A 16195-nucleotide genomic window follows, 5' to 3' on the forward strand; every position below is an offset into this window, starting at 1 on the left:
CTCAGCATAAGCTTGCGGTGAGTCGAGTGGTATCAAATTATGATACGCCTGTTGATACAAGAGCTCATGCTCATTTATAGTGTTTCATTGCCCACGCGAAAGGTGTCTTTTTATACTTAATTTTTGCGTTTTTATGTAGTGTTAGAGCTCTAAACCAATCGGAATGATGTTCTGTAGTTGCAAAAAAACTGGATTTTTATTTTTTTTACCAGCAGGGATACAGAAGGTTGAGAGTGTCGGTAGTTTGTCATGTTTTGGCGATAAACACTTGAAGCTTTGCGGATTTCGATATAAATATGGCGCTGATTATCGGGTGCCAGAGTCGAAAACCAGAGATTGAGGCTGTTTAGGATGAACACTTCGACAGGTTTAGCGGTCTATCGTTCATTCCACACATCGGTGTGGATGCTTTCATTGTTTTCCTTATTTGCCGATTCTGCACAGTGACATGGAGTGAGTTGTATATGCTGTCGTATTTTCTACGCCGTCTGGCGTTGGTGATTCCCACCTTCCTTGGGATCACGATCCTTATCTTTGCTATCACTCGATTTGTGCCCGGTGGCCCAGTTGAACGCATGTTGTCGAAAATGCAATCGCAAGGCGATGGCGCCGCGGCGATGACCACGGCAGGCGGCAACTCGGCGCTGTCTGATGAACAGATGGCGGAGTTAAACGCGTTTTACGGCCTGGATAAACCCGTAGTGCAAGCCTACGTTGAGTGGCTGAGCAAACTGGCGGTGTTCGATTTTGGCGAATCTACTCGCTATTACGAACCCGTGGGGGACATGATTGCCGAGCGCCTTCCGGTGTCGCTGTTTTATGGCGGCATGACCTTTTTTATCAGCTATTTCATCTCGATACCCTTGGGGTATTACAAGGCGCTCAAACATGGTTCCGTGTTTGATTCTGCTTCCTCGATACTGATCTTTGTTGGCTATGCCTTGCCCGGCTATGTGGTCGGCGTGCTACTGATTACCTTGTTCTCTTATCATTTAGAGTGGTTTCCGATGGGGGGCTTTGTCGGCGAAGACTTTGACGATCTGGAAACCTTTTTCGAGCGCGCGCAGGATGTGATGTGGCATGCGGTATTGCCGCTGATCTGTTACTTGATCGGCGATTTCGCCACCCTAACGCTGACGATGAAAAACAACCTGATGGAAAACCTCTCCTCAGACTACATCCGCACCGCGATTGCCAAAGGCTTACCGTTTCAGACGGCGGTACGTAAGCACGCACTGCGTAACAGTTTGATCCCGATTGCCAGCCACTTTGGCAACTCACTGCTGTTTTTTATGACCGGTGCCTTCTTGATTGAAGTGATTTTCAACATCGACGGCATTGGCCTGCTGGGTTATGAGTCAATTATTGAGCGTGACTACCCGGTGGTGATGGGCATAGTGGCGATCAATGCGGTACTCTTGCTGCTTGGCAACATCATTTCCGATATCTGTGTCGCTCTGGTTGATCCACGTGTGAAATTTGGAGCCTAGACGATGATGACATTTAGCCCATTAACGCAAAAGAAAATCCGCAGTTTTAAAGCCATCAAACGGGGTTATTACTCCTTCGTGCTGCTGTCGATCATGCTGGTGTTGTCACTGTTTGCCGAGCTGTTGATCAACAGCAAAGCGCTGGTGGTGAAATACCAAGGCGAGTATTTTTTTCCAGTGTTTAGCGATGTGCGCACGGGCAGTGAATTTGGCCAAGAGTCAGCCAGCGAAGCCAACTACCGTGAGCTGCAAAAGCAGTTTGCCGAGCAAGGGGGCGATAATTTCGTTCTGTTGCCGCTGGTGCCTTGGAACCCGTACGAGCAGGATTTTTCTGGCGATTACCCACCCACCGCTCCGGATGCACAAAGCAAGCACTACTTTGGCACGGACGTGATTGGCCGCGACATTTTGGCGCGTCTGGTGTACGGCTTTCGCACTGCGATGGGCTTTGCGCTGCTGACGATGATCATCTCCTACGCGATTGGCACAACGGTTGGTTGCGCCATGGGGTATTGGGGCGGCAAGTTTGACCTATTTGTGCAACGCTTGATTGAAGTGTGGTCGATGGTGCCGTTTTTGTACGTCATCATGATTTTAGTCTCCATTGTGCAGCCAACCTTTGCCCTGTTTGTCGGCATTAACGTCCTATTTGGCTGGATGGGCATGACTTGGTACATGCGCACCATGACCTATAGAGAGTCGGCGCGTGAGTATGTGATGGCAGCCCGAGCGCTGGGTGCTTCGACCGGACGTATTCTGTTTAACCACATTCTGCCCAATACCATGGTGATGATCGTGACACTCGCGCCGTTCACCATTGCTGGCAACATCACCGCGCTGACCGCCTTGGATTACCTTGGTTTAGGTCTGATGCCGCCGACGCCGAGCTGGGGCGAGCTGTTGCAGCAGGGGAAATCGAATTTGGATGCGCCTTGGATCGTCTCTTCGGTTGTGGCGTCGATTGTCGCGGTGCTAGTGATGGTGACCTTCATCGGAGAAGCGATACGCGCAGCGTTCGATCCGAAGAAGTTTACCCGCTATGTCTGATATGATGGGGCAACGGACTGGAATTCATAGGGATATCACAATGAAAAAATCAATGTTAGCTGCCACCTTGTCGTTGTTAAGTAGCGGCTTGTACGCCGCCACTTTGCCAGCGGATCTCAACTGGCAGAGCAACTGGGATGAGCCGCTGTTTGCTTCAAGCGAAGCGAAATTTGGTGGCACCTTGCGCACCTACATGCAGAGCTTTCCGCAAACGCTGCGCAGCGTCGGCCCGGATTCCAACTCTGGCCTGCGCTACTACATACTCGATGAAACGCCAGGGTTGCTGGACCGTCACCCCAACACCGATGCTTGGATCCCGGCGCTGGCGAACGAATGGGCGCTGACGGGCGACAATAAAACCGTCTACTTTAAACTCAATCCCAAAGCCAAATGGTCCGACGGCAAACCAGTCACCGCCGACGATTTTGTTTTTATGCTCAAGTTTTATCGCTCCAAAGATCTGGTCGCCCCTTGGTATAACGAGTACTACACCAACGTGGTGAGCGATGTACAAAAGATCGATGCGCACACCTTGATGGTGGTGAGTAAGCAGGAGAGAAACCCAGAAGACCTGCTCGAGACGTTAGGGGGCTTGCGTCCACGTCCGGCCCACTTTTATGCTAACCCGAGCAAAGATGAAAACGGTGACGGCATTGATGACAACTACGTACGCAAGTACAACTTCAAAGCCGAGCCAACTACCGGCGCCTACTCTCTGGACGACATCAAAAAAGGCAAAAGCGTCACTTTTGAACACGTTGGGCAAGATTGGTGGGGGTACAGCAACAAGTATTATCAACATCGCTACAATGTGGAAAAAATTCGCATTAACGTTATTCGCGATAACGACATCGCGATGAAGCATTTCGAAAAAGGCGATTTGGATTCGTTCGCCTTAGTGCTACCTGAGTTGTGGCACGACAAATCCAACGGCGAGTCGTACCAGAAAGGCTACATTCATAAGTTCTGGGGCTACAGCCAACTGCCTGAGGGCGCAGGCGGTTTATGGATGAACGTCGCCACGCCGCTGTTGGATGATCTCAACGTGCGCCGCGGCATCAGTTACGCCACCGATTACGATGGCATGATTGAAAAAATTACGCGCGGAGACTACTCACGTAAGCCACACGCACTGGGTACGGGTCACGGTAAGTATGACGTGCCCAATGCCAAAGCGCCGGAGTTTGATCCAGAGAAAGCGATTCGCTATTTCGAAGCGGCGGGTTTTGATCAAATCGGCCCAGACGGGATCCGCGTCAATCAGCAAGGTCATCGCCTCAGTTTTGCCATTACCTACGCCTATGGACACCACACGCCACGCATCGCTTACCTGAAAGAGCAGGCGAAAAAAGCTGGTTTGGAGTTTGAACTTAAGCTGGTGGATGGCTCTTCCGCATTCAAATATATGTTGGAGAAAAAACATCAACTGGCGTTTTTGGATATGAGCGCCTCTGCGACGCCTGCGTATTGGGAATATTTCCATTCGGTCAATGCTAATCGCCCTCAAACCAATAACTTCACTAACTTCAGCACCCCGGAGCTTGATGAGCTCATCATGGCCTATAAAAACGAGTTCGATATGGAGAAGAAGTATCGCTACTCGCAGCAGATCCAGCAGATTGTCGGCGATGCCAACGTGATCGTGCCCGGCTACATGGTGCCCTATATCCGCATGGGATATTGGCGCTGGCTCAAATTCCCGACGCCAGCGATGACCAAGAAAACCGAAACCTTGTTTAGCACCGGTGGCGCACTCGGTTTTGGTACGTTCTGGATCGATCCTGAAGTTAAAAAAGAGACGGAAAAAGCGCTTAAATCGGGCAAAACCTTTGAACCCGTGACGATTATCGACGACACCTATAAGTTGTAAGGAGTAGTCATGCAGCAAGATGTGATTTTGAGCGTGCGAGATTTAGAGGTCTCGTTTACCACCGATGATGGCCCGGTTAAGGTGCTGCACGGGGTGAATTTTGATGTGCGTGCCGGGCGAACTTTGGGATTAGTGGGCGAGTCGGGCAGTGGCAAAAGCGTCACCTCAATGGCGATTATGGGCCTGTTGCCCAAACCTTACGGTCAAGTGGTCAAGGGTGAAATCCTTTATCGCGGCACTAACCTTGTCAATCTGCCTGCGCAAGAAATGTATGCCATGCGCGGCGATCGTATCTCCATCATCTTTCAAGATCCGATGACGGCGCTCAATCCGGTGCATACCATTGGCCGGCAGATCATTGAAGTGTTGGAACTGCATCGCCCTGAGCTCGACAAACGGGCACGCAATGAATATGCCTTAGAGATGCTGAAAAAAGTGCGTATTCCAATGCCAGAGAAGCGCCTCAATGAGTACCCGCATAATCTCTCGGGCGGGATGCGTCAACGTGTGATGATCGCCATGGCGCTGGCGTGTAAACCAGATGTGCTGATTTGTGACGAGCCGACCACGGCACTGGATGTGACGGTGCAGGCGTCGATTCTCGACTTGATGAATGAACTGCAACAAGAAACTGGCATGGCGATGATTTTCATCACGCACGATCTCGGCGTGGTTGCCGAAGTGTGCGACGACGTGGCGGTGATGTATGGCGGCCGGATTGTAGAACAAGCGGAAATTTTCGAGCTGTTTGATAACCCGCAGCACCCGTATACCGAACGTTTGATGGGGCTGATGCCAAGTTTGGACAGCGAGCCCAAGCAGATGATTGATATCAAGCCGATTGACGCCAGCATGTTTGCCACCAACTAAGGAAAGCAGGGATGAGTAAAGAAGTTCTCCGTATTGAAAACCTCAAGCAGCACTTTGTTTCCGGCAAAAAGCTGTTTAGTAAAGGCTACACGGTTAAAGCCGTCGATGGCGTCTCGCTCTCGGTGTGTGAAGGCGAGACTTTGGGCTTGGTCGGTGAGTCGGGTTGCGGCAAAAGTACCCTTGGCCGGACGATTTTAAAGCTGTACGAGCCGACCGAAGGACAGATATTTTTTGCAGGGCGCGACATCACCAAGCTGTCGGCACGGGAGATGCGTCCGCTGCGCCGCGATATGCAGATTGTCTTTCAAGATCCGATGGAATCACTCAACCAGCGCCATACGGTCGGGATGATTTTAGAAGAGCCGTATATCATTCACCGTATCGGCACACCCGCTGAGCGTAAAGAGTGGGTCAAAGAGCTGCTGGTCAAAGTGGGCTTACCGGTTGAGGCGGTTAACCGTTATCCGCATGAGTTCTCTGGCGGACAGCGTCAGCGTATCGGTATCGCGCGCGCGATTGCCCTGAAACCAAAACTGCTTATTTGTGATGAATCGGTCTCGGCGCTCGATGTGTCGGTGCAGGCGCAGATCCTCAACTTATTGCTGCAACTGCAAAAAGAGATGAACTTAGCGATCATCTTCATCTCCCACGACCTCTCGGTGGTGAAACACGTTTCGGACAAAGTGGCGGTGATGTATTTTGGCAAAGTGGTGGAAGAGGGCAGCGCCAAAGAGGTGTACGCCAATCCACAAAACGACTACACCAAGACACTCCTTGCCGCGATTCCAATCACCCATCCAAAATATCGCAAACGTAAGCGCCAAGCGGAACAAGCCACTCAAGCGCAGCGCAGCGCATAAGACAAAACAGCAGCCTAAGGCTGCTGTTTTGTTATCCACTCAATTCAGGCGAGCGCGATAATCGGCGCTGCGCCCTTTGAACAGCAAATATTGAGATATGCTGTTGTAATAACTCGCTTCCTCAAACAGGGCGTTGGCCCAAGGTTGATCGCAGGCAACGGTTTTTTTACTCACGGTATCAGCGCCAAGCTCGAAGCACTGGGCGAGCTCGCCCGTTTCGGCGTTAATGGCGATGCCGTGATCTTTGCTCATCCAGAAAAAGCCCGTGCCAAAAGCAAAACTGGCACGTCCGGCGTAGTGAGGATTCAGTAAGCTTTGGCCAGTAAACCACGGTGCGTAGCCGCCCAGCCAATCGAGGGCGGTAGCACCGACGTCACGTTGTGAAGCGGTGATGGGCCGAGTTTGGTTTGGGACAGATTTATCTGAGGCGTACATCAAAAAAGGAATCGCATTTTTCACAAAGCCGCCCTTTACGGTCTTGGCTGTGTGATCCGCAAGTAAAATTACCAGTGTCGGCTTGTCTAGCTGAGCCAGTTTTGCATCAAGCTGCGGAATAAATTGGCTGAGTGCTTGATCCGCATGGTGCATCACACTGCGTCTTTCATGGATTTGCGTCTCTCGACCAAACGTATAGCCATCTTGTTCAGGCAGAAAAGAGCCATGTGTTGTGCCCGTATTGATGGTAAGGAAAAAGGGCTGTTGAGATTGACTCAAGCGATCGATTTGTCCAAGCGAGAAGCGATAAATATCACCATCCATATACCCCCACTCATTATGTACGCCTTCAAACGGGTAATCGTGCTTACCGAACGATTCTGCGAAGCCGAGCGTTTGCGCGAATGAGCCGACTTTGCCCTTGGCGCTCCCTTGTATAAACGTGGTTTGCCAGCCTTGTTGACGCAAGATATGCGGCAAGCAGACGTATTGCGCGTTTTGTAGCTGACTGGTTGAAATAATGCCGCTGGTTGGATTGGGATACGAGCAGAACGTGGCGAACATTCCTTGTACGGTTCGATAGCCATCGGCGTAGCTTGAGAAGGTGGAGAATGAGCGCTGACGCAAGCTGTCAAAAAAAGGCGTTGCATCGACATCGCCCGCATAGCTGTGCATGTCATAAGCAGGCCAGCTTTCCAGCAAAATCATGACGATGTTAGCTTGTTTGAGCGCAGCCAGTTTCGCAGGTTGCGGTGCTTGGAAAGCTTGTTGCCACATGGCGATCTGTTCAGAACTAGGATCGCGGGTGATCTTTTTGATCGCCGCACGGTCACCATTAGAGAGGTAGTAAGTGATGCTGTATGGCGCGCTCCAGGCAATAAAGGCTTGTTCACTATTACCAATATTGTAGGCGCGCATCGGCGTTTGCGGTGCATCTCCCCAGCCGCCACGAACCAAGCTTACCGTGATAAACAGCCACAATATCGCAAACGCGGTGTTGTTGTACCAAGGCGTATCGCGTCGGTTAGAGAGAGTCAGGTATTTTCCCGCTATCACCATGCAAACGAGTAGCCAAATGGTGCCAATCAGCATCGTCGCCCAATAGCTTTTCAGTGCCGTGACCAACAGTTCGCTTTCCATTCCTTGCGCGGTAAACAGTTCGAACGTGACATGTTTGCTGGCGTCTTTCGCGTATATCGCATCAGAAAAACTGCTGCCCACAATCCAAGTAATCGCCAAACACAGTAACACGTGCAATAGCGGACGCAGATCGCGTTTAAGTGCCAGCAACACCAGGTTGGTAAGGAACATCGGCGCACTCAGCATGGCCGCGATGGTCGCGTCAAAACGCAGACCATAGAGTAATGCTTCAACTCCTGCGCCAGAGAGGAGATCGACAGGAAGTTGAGAAAACGTCATTAATGCCAAACACTTACTCGTGAGTGCGACGGCAAAGAGAACCAAAAACGAACAAAGTGTATTGCGAATTAACATGGAGAAATAGCGCAGGGTGATGAGTTTGATGGAAAGCGATAACTATACAGTAACCAAGGCTCAAGCCGCAGTATTATCTTGGCTTTCATTTTGGGAATCAGAGCTGGCTCAGAGATTGGTCACTATCTCAAATCCGTATTTTCTAGCCAAGGGCATGAAATCGCCGGAAAACTCCTGCCCTTGGGATTGATCATGGCAGAAGTTTTCTGAGGCAAATGCCTAATGGAATATCCCTGTTAAGCCATCAAAGCAGGTCTAAGTGAAAGGTGGCATTTAACGCATAGCCATCTATTTCACCATCGTCGATATTGTCGCGCGTGTAACTGGCTCCGATAGAGAAGTAGTCGCTGATGAAGTCGTCAAAGCCAACGCCAACGCCAAACATCGCATCGGTACCGTCTTCGCTAGAGGTTCGCCTCAGCCTATTAGGCCCAATCCAGAAGGTAAGGCCGTCAGATTTAGAGCGAGTGATGTTCGTCGCTGGATGGCTGAGCTTTTATATCGTCAATATTTGGTGAAGCCGATGGTAAGCTTCGGAATGTTTTTCTGGGTTCATTTTGGCCAGCTTTTGCATTTTCCACCGAACAGCAGGCAACTGGTTGATTCCTGAAAGAAAGCGCCAAAAGAGACCTGTCGGGGGGCACGATTTTTGAGAGACAGTAAAAATGATCGCTCTTTAGGCGTCAAAGACGAGTTTATCAGCCTTACCAGCTGTTCGTAAGTTGCCTAAAGTTCTGTTTGGGGAATGTCCTGATCGGGATCGCTCTGAGCTTAGTAAAGAACTCAACGACTTCGGTTCTGGTCATAGGATCGTTCGCAGCTTGTTCCTCCCCACCTGCATCTTTGGGTCGAAAAGGGCTTGCAGGGTTGAATTGAGTAACATCGAGCTTGATGCCATGATCAAAAATGCGTTAGAGCATACGTATTACATCGTTAGATATGATTTGTAATGGATGTTATGAGTGCTACTTTTTCATAACATAATGATTTTGTGTCCATGCGTGGCCACTGGTGAAGGTTACTCTATGTTTTGGAACTGCTCATTAAACAGTGGACTAGACCCTAGCAAACTCAACGAGTTATCTAAAATAAACCGCTCAAAGATGCCTGTTTGCCCACCACTTGCTTATGGCTTTTAATAAATCTTAGTGGTGCTTCTTGGCTATGACTACGGAAAAACAGTGCCGTTTTTATGCTGCTGTTAGGCTTTAAAAATAGCAGTTTAGAAAGGCTTTATCGAGTAATTTTTCAACATTTCATCCAGAAATGGATACAATAATGTCCATTTTATGTTTTATTTCGCTATAATGGATATAACTGTATCCATTTGGTCTTTGCGGATGAATTTTACCTTACTTGATGATACCGATGTAAGCCAAGCCTATGCGTCTTATTTGCGTGAGTTACGAAAGCAGGCAAAGCTGTCACGCGCAGCACTGGCAGAGCGAAGCTGCGTACCTGCGGCCACCATTAAGAAATTTGAGCTGACCGGGCAAATTTCATTTCGCCAATTGTTGTTGCTTTGGCAGACCCTCGACTCACTTGAGCGGTTATACGAGCTCACGCAGCCTAACAAAGAGCGTGCCGCTCTGCCCACTAGCATTGATGAGGTGCTAAAAGATGAGTTTTAAACCCATTCAAAAACTCAGCGTAACCCGCACGTTAAGCTCAGGTGAGCAGGTTGCAGTTGGGGTCTTAGCGCAGAATCGGCAAGGTGTTTTTTTCCAGTATGCTGACGACTATTTGCAGCAGTTTGGCAATTTATCACCTTTTATCTTGCAAGCGAGCACACAAGTTCAAGCCGCACCTAAAGCGCCACATCAAGGTGTACATGGCGTATTTGTAGATTGTTTGCCCGATGGCTGGGGCATGCTGTTGCAAGATCGTATTTTCCGTCAAAAGGGCATTTTGCCAAATCAATTAACGGCGATGGATAGACTGGCCTTTGTCGGTGATAAAGGCATGGGAGCGCTGTCTTTTTCTCCGGTGTCTGAGTTTTCAGCCACCACGCACGCTGACATTGATTTAGCTATTTTAGGCTTAGAAGCGCAAACGCTGTTCGATTCTTCAATGTCAGATTATATGGATGATAATCACGATGAGTTAGATGGACATACTCAGCAGGTGTTGGCCGCATTAGTCGCCGGAGGTAGTTCGGGTGGGGCAAGGCCCAAGGCGCAGATTTATATGCCTGCGGGAGAAGCTCAGCATTGTCGAACCTTTGCTCAGCCTGGTGATGAAGCTTGGCTGATCAAGTTTACCTCGAAAAATCTCGCGCTCGGGCATGAAGAAGGTTTGTGTGAGGCAGTCTATTTACAAATGGCTGAGCAAGCCAAGTGCCAACCGCCCCACTGGCAACTCATTGAAGCCCGGCATACTAGCGGTGCGTCTGCCTGGTTGGCGCTTAAGCGTTTTGATTATGTCACGGAGCAGACCAATTTAAGCGGCAATCGCAGTTCAGGTCGCCTGCATATGCACAGCGCTTGCGGGCTACTGGATAAAGACTTTCGAACGCCAAGTTTAGATTACATTGATTTAATTAAAGCCAGCCGTCAGTTGTGTAAATCTCCAGCGGCTGGGCAGCTGCAATTTCGCCGAGCCATGTTTAACTTGCTATCGTCTAACCAAGACGACCACAGTAAAAACTGGGCGTTTTTGCAAGCGGATGACGGTCAATGGGATCCTGCCCCTTTTTACGATGTTACCTACAGCCCACATCCATTTAACGAACACGCCACTGCGTTCGGCGGTTATGGCAAAGCGCCACCGCTTAAGGTGATGCAAAAACTAGCGACCAGCGCTGGCTATGGGAGTTGGCATGATGCAAAGCAAGTTATTGAAGAAGTCGCAGAAGCCATCAGCCAATTTACTCACCTTGCACGGCAGCAAGGGATCAGTAAAACAACAGTGTCTGCGATTGCTAAGACATTGGATCTGCGAAAACAGGAAAATGCAGCGCTGTTTCAATGAAACTAAAACAAGCTTTTCAATTCACAACAAATAAATAGCAAGGTCATCGTGAGCGAATATCAATACTATAAATTCGAGCGTCTGGACGGTTTTTTAGATGCCAAAGAGCGCCAAGCACTCAGAGCCATTTCAAGCCGTGCCGAGATCAGCGCTACGTCCTTTCAGGTGTATTACACCTACAGTGACCTAAAGGCGGAGCCTTCTGAGCTGATGTTAAAATACTTCGATATCGGTTTTTACTATGCCGATTGGGGCTCAATTTATACTTACATCAAGCTACCAGCTGGAACGCTTCCAGATGCGTTACTTGGCTTTTCAAGCGATGGGCTTTATGTGCATCAAAGCGATGAGTGGCAGTTGCTGTTTTTTTCCATCGAGGAGTACTACGAATATTTTGATGATGAACATGCTGACGACTTTTTCCAGCATTTATCTGCTTTACGCAATGGGTTAATGCAAGGGGATTGGCGCCTAGTTTACTTCATGTGGCTCAAAGCGTTTGATTGTAATGACGAAGTTGAACGAGTGCCGTTGATTCAATTCGATTTTGAGCACCTCAGTGAAGAGGTGCAGGCGTTTGCTGCGCTGTATGATACTCCTTTAGCCTTGGTTAAGGCTCTCGCCATGGTGCTGAACGAACAACCCAGTCACCAAGCCAAACAAACCCAATTTCAGTTTGATACGTGGCTCCATAATCTCTCGCAAGTAGAGAAAGACACGCTTTTACGCACGCTGTTTGAGCAAGGCCAGCTAACTCGTCACCAAGCCTTAGCGCTGACGCGAAAAGAACCTGCCGACACAGACGAGATCTATCAATACTGGTTAACCCCCGACCTGATTTCTCCTTTCCTTGAGCAAGCGCAAAGCCAATTACAGCGAGAGCAAGCCGCAGCGCTCGCAAAGAAAATAGCCCTCGAAAAAGCAGAAAAAGAAAAAGTATTGACGGATATTTACAACCAGCGTGAGCACTACTGGCAGCAATCACAAGAGCAAGCGGATCGAACTTGCGCCAGTGGTTACGATGCGGCATCACGCTATCTGCATCAGCTGTTTGAGGCCTATCAGTTCAAAGCGGATGAAGCGGCGTTTGAACAACGCTTTCAGCGCTTTTTTGTGGCGAATAATAGCCGCAAAGCACTGTTAAATCGCTTGAGTGATTTGCTTTAAACGATGGGGTTATAGACAGGTAAAATGCTGTGAGCAAAAAATATGATTAAGCATTTATTGGCTGAAAGGATGTATGCCCACCCCTTAAACAGCAACTGGTAACGGACATCTGCAAACCGATTTGGAAGGGAAAAATAAAAAAGCCCTGTATTTACAAGGCTCTTCAAAAAGTAATACAGGGCTTCTAAGACATTCTTAGACGGATAGCTTTCTACCCAAGAACCTTATTCGATGTTCTGGATCTGCTCGCGCATTTGCTCAATCAGAACCTTCAGCTCGACGCCAGAGGCGGTGATGTCGGTGGCGATCGATTTTGATGCCAGCGTGTTCGATTCGCGGTTAAACTCTTGCATCATGAAATCGAGTTTGCGGCCGCACGCTCCGCCTTTTTTCAGCACATTGCGTGCTTCTTTGACGTGGGAATCGAGGCGATCCAGCTCTTCCGCCACGTCCGATTTCTGTGCGAGGAGGATCAGCTCTTGCTCTACGCGGGTCGCGTCCAGCTCGATCTTCGCTTCTTCAAACTTGCCCAGCAGACGCTCGCGTTGCCATTGCAAAATCTCTGGCATGCGCGCGCGCACCTTAACCACTTCTGCGCTGATCGCTTCAAGACGTTGCTCAATCAGCGCTTTCATGTTGTCGCCTTCACGCCCGCGTGATTCGATAAACTCCGCCAGCGCCTCATCAAAGGCCGCGAGTAACGCTTTGTTGATGGTGTCCATATCTTGCTCTGGTGTCTCCATCACGCCGGGCCATTGCATCACTTGGAAAGGGTTGATGCGGCTTAATTCTCCGGTCATGTGCATCACTTGCTCGGCGGCTTTGATCACTTGGTTGGCCAGCGCTTCATTGATCTTGAGCTCGCTTTTGGCCGCGGGATTGGCCTCAAAGCGCAAATTGCATTCTACTTTGCCGCGCGCTAAGCGCTGACGGAAGCGATCGCGCAGCAGCGGTTCTAAGCCACGAAATTGCTCTGGGAGACGAAAATAGGTTTCCAAATAGCGTTGGTTGACGCTACGGATTTCCCACACGGCGGTGCCCCAGTCGCTTTTGACCTCTTTGCGGGCGTAGCCTGTCATACTGTAAATCATCGAATTTTCCTGTTCTTTATCTGTGAAAATAACGCCCTGCAATAGTAACACACAATCGCCTGGCTCGTGGCTCACGATAGAGTGCGGCGTTCGAGAACTCAGCGTTCTCCCTAGGATCTTGGCTGGCTTTCCGTTATAATCCTGCCCCAATCTTACTCATCCCCCAGAAAAGGATTCATCCATGCGTCCAAATGATCGCGCGGCAGACCAGGTGCGCCCAATTAAAATCACTCGTCAATACACCGCCTATGCAGAAGGTTCTGTCTTGGTTGAGTTTGGTAATACCAAGGTGTTGTGCAATGCGACCGTGGAAGAATCGGTTCCTCGTTGGCTAAAAGGCCAGGGTAAAGGGTGGGTGACCGCGGAATATGGCATGTTGCCACGCGCGACGCATTCACGTACTCGCCGTGAAGCGACCAACGGCAAGCAAGGCGGCCGTACTATGGAAATTCAACGTTTGATCGCCCGCAGCTTACGTGCGGTGGTGGATCTGGAAGTCATGGGCGAGTTTATGATCACGGTTGACTGTGATGTGATTCAGGCCGATGGCGGCACGCGCACGGCGTCGATTTCTGGCGCGAGCGTGGCACTGGCCGATGCGTTCCAACATCTGCTGGACAGCGGCAAGCTGAAAAAGAACCCGATGAAAGGCCATGTGGCAGCCGTTTCGGTCGGTATTCTCGGTGACGACGTGCTTTGCGATCTCGAATATGTCGAAGACTCAGCCGCCGACACTGACATGAACGTGGTGATGACCGAAGAAGGCAAGATGATTGAAATTCAAGGCACAGCAGAAGGCGAACCGTTTAGCCATGAACAGTTGCTGGCGCTACTGGAGTCGGCCAAAAAAGGCATCAGTGAGATCGTCGCCGCACAGAAAGCCGCATTAGCGGAATGATTTAGTCAGTAGCTCCCATTAAGGGGGCTATTTTTTTATCTGGGAAAAGCAGGAGCAAGGACCTAGGTACTAGGAAGAGCAGGCTCTAGGTCCTAGGGAAGAGCAGATCCTAGGAAGAGCTAAGAACTAGCACCTAATAACCTAGTCCCTAGCAACCTAGAACCTAGTAACCTAGCAACCTATTAACCTATTAACCTATTAAACATCGAGAGAGTATTCATGAAAGCATACCAGCGTGAGTTTATTGAATTTGCCCTAGAGAAACAGGTCCTTAAGTTTGGTGAGTTTACCTTAAAATCAGGTCGTAAAAGTCCTTACTTTTTTAACGCTGGTCTTTTCAATACTGGCCGTGATTTGGCGCGACTAGGCCGTTTTTATGCCGCTGCACTGGCAGATTCTGGTATTGAGTTTGATGTGCTATTTGGCCCTGCTTACAAAGGCATTCCTATCGCCACCACGACCGCAGTGGCCTTGGCAGATCACCACGATATCGATACGCCTTACTGCTTTAACCGCAAAGAAGCCAAAGATCACGGCGAAGGCGGCAACTTAGTCGGCTCCGCGCTGGAAGGGCGCATTATGCTGGTGGATGATGTGATTACCGCAGGCACGGCGATTCGCGAGTCGATGGAAATTATTCAGGCCAACGGCGCCGATTTGGCTGGGGTGTTGGTGGCGATTGACCGTCAGGAAAAGGGCAAAGGCGAACTCTCTGCGATTCAAGAAGTGGAGCGTGATTTCGGCTGCGCGGTGATCTCGATTGTCAGCCTGTCGGATTTGATCACTTACCTAGAAGAGAAAGGTGATGCGACTGAGCACCTCGCCGCGGTTAAAGCGTACCGTGAGCAGTTTGGTGTTTAAGAGTAGGGACTAGGGAAGAGCAGGTTCTAGGGAAGAGCAGGGACTAGGTACGAGGAAGGGCAGGTTCTAGGGAAGAGCAGGGACTAGGTACGAGGAAGGGCAGGCTCTAGGAAAAGCAAAACCTAGAAACCTAGAACCTAGAACCTAGAACCTAGAACCTAGAAACCTAGAACCTAGCCCCCTAGTCCCTAACCCCTAACTATCTATTTATAACGAATGCCGCGTGGCTGGCTTGGGTCAGTCATGCTCTTATAGCGTTTGTGCAGCCACATCCATTGATCTAATCCACGCAAGATCACTTTTTCAATCGCCTGATTCATCACTGTCGCGGCACCAACGGCGTCTTTGCGCGGGAACTGGGCACTGATGTCTTCATCCACTTCTAACGTGTAGGTTTCCCCTTGGCGAAAACTGGAAGCGGTGATCACGGCGCATTTACTCGCATCCACCAGCACACCAGTTCCGGCCGTGGTGCAGGCGTCTGGCACGGCGAAAAAGGGCACAAACACCGCATTGTTGTTGCCATAATCGTGATCGGGCAAATACCACAAGCGGCCACCAGAACGCAGAATTTTCAGCATCCCCTTCACGTCTTTTCTATCGACCATCTGGTTGCCAAAACGTGTGCGTCCCCAAGTCTGTATAAAGTCATAGGCGGGGTTGTCATGAGGACGATAAACGCCATAACCCGGCGCGAACAGAGCAAAGGCACGCGCGGTGATCTCAAGGTTGAGCGCGTGCGTGCAGACCAGCAGCACCCCTTTTTTTTGCTCCTCGAGTGCGAGTAAGTGCTCAATGTTCCGAAAGGCAATGTGACGTTTGATACGCCAATTGGGCCAAAACCAAGCGATGCCCGTTTCAAACAGCGCCAAACCGACATTTTTGAAGTTCTCAACCACGATCTGCTCTCTTTGCTGAGCGTCCATCTGCGGGAAAGCTAGTTCGAGATTGCGCTTGGCCACATGCACGCGGCTTTTGGCAAAGCGCATGGCAAAGCGTCCGAGCGCTCGCCCTAAGCGCAGTTGCACTTTGTAAGGAACAATGGTGACGACGAGCGCCAGCGCAGCGCAGCCAAACCACACCGGCCAATATTTGGGGTGCAGCAGTGAAAGTGAGAAGGTTGGAGGGGTTTGTAGTGCCAT

The 16195-nt window shown here is 50.0% G+C and carries 14 protein-coding genes; 10 read left to right on the forward strand and 4 right to left on the reverse strand.

Features of this window, described 5'->3' with window-relative positions; all coding sequences use genetic code 11:
- Nucleotides 1-464: 464 nt before the first annotated feature.
- The 5 genes from I3X05_RS00815 to I3X05_RS00835 are packed head-to-tail and all read left to right on the forward strand — an operon-like array spanning nt 465 to nt 6137.
- A complete protein-coding gene (locus I3X05_RS00815; RefSeq protein WP_045572392.1) occupies nt 465-1490 on the forward strand; it encodes an ABC transporter permease subunit in 1026 nt (341 codons plus the stop codon).
- A gap of 3 nt (nt 1491-1493) precedes the next feature.
- Nucleotides 1494-2537: an ABC transporter permease gene (locus tag I3X05_RS00820; protein ID WP_045572393.1), complete on the forward strand. Its 1044-nt coding sequence runs from the start codon at nt 1494-1496 to the stop codon at nt 2535-2537.
- Between the two features lie 40 nt (nt 2538-2577).
- On the forward strand, nt 2578-4407 hold the full coding sequence (locus I3X05_RS00825) for an extracellular solute-binding protein (protein ID WP_045572394.1): 1830 nt from the start codon (nt 2578-2580) through the stop codon (nt 4405-4407).
- A 9-nt stretch (nt 4408-4416) separates the two neighbouring features.
- Nucleotides 4417-5277, forward strand: coding sequence for an ABC transporter ATP-binding protein (locus I3X05_RS00830; RefSeq protein WP_052702612.1), 861 nt, complete (start codon nt 4417-4419; stop codon nt 5275-5277).
- 11 nt (nt 5278-5288) lie between these two features.
- Nucleotides 5289-6137, forward strand: a complete 849-nt coding sequence (locus I3X05_RS00835) for an ABC transporter ATP-binding protein (RefSeq protein ID WP_082069809.1) — start codon at nt 5289-5291, stop codon at nt 6135-6137.
- 39 nt (nt 6138-6176) lie between these two features.
- Here the strand turns inward: I3X05_RS00835 and I3X05_RS00840 are convergent, their stop codons facing one another.
- Both I3X05_RS00840 and I3X05_RS00845 read right to left on the reverse strand, forming a co-directional pair.
- On the reverse strand, nt 6177-7991 hold the full coding sequence (locus I3X05_RS00840) for an LTA synthase family protein (RefSeq protein WP_226972306.1): 1815 nt from the start codon (nt 7989-7991) through the stop codon (nt 6177-6179).
- Nucleotides 7992-8310: 319 nt separating this feature from the next.
- Entirely contained in the window at nt 8311-8451 is a 141-nt protein-coding gene (locus tag I3X05_RS00845) for a hypothetical protein (protein WP_171816774.1), read from the reverse strand.
- A 955-nt stretch (nt 8452-9406) separates the two neighbouring features.
- On the opposite strand from I3X05_RS00845, the gene I3X05_RS00850 reads away from it, so the two are divergent.
- The 3 genes from I3X05_RS00850 to I3X05_RS00860 are packed head-to-tail and all read left to right on the forward strand — an operon-like array spanning nt 9407 to nt 12203.
- Nucleotides 9407-9697, forward strand: coding sequence for a helix-turn-helix domain-containing protein (locus I3X05_RS00850; protein WP_045572395.1), 291 nt, complete (start codon nt 9407-9409; stop codon nt 9695-9697).
- Nucleotides 9687-11036 carry a type II toxin-antitoxin system HipA family toxin gene (locus tag I3X05_RS00855; protein WP_193277858.1) on the forward strand — a complete coding sequence of 450 codons (1350 nt, stop codon included), beginning with the start codon at nt 9687-9689 and terminating at the stop codon, nt 11034-11036. Before I3X05_RS00850 ends, I3X05_RS00855 begins: the two co-directional genes overlap by 11 nt.
- A 48-nt stretch (nt 11037-11084) precedes the next feature.
- The gene (locus I3X05_RS00860; protein WP_045572397.1) at nt 11085-12203 is read left to right on the forward strand and encodes a hypothetical protein; all 1119 of its coding nucleotides are present in this window, start codon (nt 11085-11087) and stop codon (nt 12201-12203) included.
- A gap of 224 nt (nt 12204-12427) precedes the next feature.
- Here I3X05_RS00860 and I3X05_RS00865 read toward each other — a convergent pair whose 3' ends face one another.
- Nucleotides 12428-13294, reverse strand: coding sequence for a YicC/YloC family endoribonuclease (locus I3X05_RS00865; protein ID WP_045572412.1), 867 nt, complete (start codon nt 13292-13294; stop codon nt 12428-12430).
- A 181-nt stretch (nt 13295-13475) separates the two neighbouring features.
- Between I3X05_RS00865 and rph the strand changes: the two genes are divergently transcribed.
- Both rph and pyrE read left to right on the forward strand, forming a co-directional pair.
- Complete coding sequence (gene rph, locus I3X05_RS00870) at nt 13476-14192, forward strand: ribonuclease PH (protein ID WP_193167061.1); 717 nt, start codon at nt 13476-13478, stop codon at nt 14190-14192.
- A 219-nt stretch (nt 14193-14411) separates the two neighbouring features.
- Entirely contained in the window at nt 14412-15053 is a 642-nt protein-coding gene (gene pyrE / locus I3X05_RS00875) for an orotate phosphoribosyltransferase (RefSeq protein WP_039422753.1), read from the forward strand.
- 203 nt (nt 15054-15256) lie between these two features.
- On the opposite strand, the gene I3X05_RS00880 is transcribed toward pyrE, so the two are convergent.
- Nucleotides 15257-16195, reverse strand: a complete 939-nt coding sequence (locus tag I3X05_RS00880) for a Kdo(2)-lipid IV(A) acyltransferase (RefSeq protein WP_045572399.1) — start codon at nt 16193-16195, stop codon at nt 15257-15259.

The organism is Vibrio navarrensis (assembly GCF_015767675.1).
Taxonomy (GTDB): domain Bacteria; phylum Pseudomonadota; class Gammaproteobacteria; order Enterobacterales; family Vibrionaceae; genus Vibrio.

What these genes read in the sequence shown, in the direction of transcription:
- I3X05_RS00815 (WP_045572392.1), top strand. Translation starts at nt 465, where the DNA reads ATGCTGTCGTATTTTCTACGCCGTCTGGCGTTGGTGATTCCCACCTTC.
- I3X05_RS00820 (WP_045572393.1), top strand. Translation starts at nt 1,494, where the DNA reads ATGATGACATTTAGCCCATTAACGCAAAAGAAAATCCGCAGTTTTAAA.
- I3X05_RS00825 (WP_045572394.1), top strand. Translation starts at nt 2,578, where the DNA reads ATGAAAAAATCAATGTTAGCTGCCACCTTGTCGTTGTTAAGTAGCGGC.
- I3X05_RS00830 (WP_052702612.1), top strand. Translation starts at nt 4,417, where the DNA reads ATGCAGCAAGATGTGATTTTGAGCGTGCGAGATTTAGAGGTCTCGTTT.
- I3X05_RS00835 (WP_082069809.1), top strand. Translation starts at nt 5,289, where the DNA reads ATGAGTAAAGAAGTTCTCCGTATTGAAAACCTCAAGCAGCACTTTGTT.
- I3X05_RS00840 (WP_226972306.1), bottom strand. Translation starts at nt 7,991, where the DNA reads ATGACGTTTTCTCAACTTCCTGTCGATCTCCTCTCTGGCGCAGGAGTT.
- I3X05_RS00845 (WP_171816774.1), bottom strand. Translation starts at nt 8,451, where the DNA reads ATGTTTGGCGTTGGCGTTGGCTTTGACGACTTCATCAGCGACTACTTC.
- I3X05_RS00850 (WP_045572395.1), top strand. Translation starts at nt 9,407, where the DNA reads ATGAATTTTACCTTACTTGATGATACCGATGTAAGCCAAGCCTATGCG.
- I3X05_RS00855 (WP_193277858.1), top strand. Translation starts at nt 9,687, where the DNA reads ATGAGTTTTAAACCCATTCAAAAACTCAGCGTAACCCGCACGTTAAGC.
- I3X05_RS00865 (WP_045572412.1), bottom strand. Translation starts at nt 13,294, where the DNA reads ATGATTTACAGTATGACAGGCTACGCCCGCAAAGAGGTCAAAAGCGAC.
- rph (WP_193167061.1), top strand. Translation starts at nt 13,476, where the DNA reads ATGCGTCCAAATGATCGCGCGGCAGACCAGGTGCGCCCAATTAAAATC.
- pyrE (WP_039422753.1), top strand. Translation starts at nt 14,412, where the DNA reads ATGAAAGCATACCAGCGTGAGTTTATTGAATTTGCCCTAGAGAAACAG.
- I3X05_RS00880 (WP_045572399.1), bottom strand. Translation starts at nt 16,195, where the DNA reads ATGGCACTACAAACCCCTCCAACCTTCTCACTTTCACTGCTGCACCCC.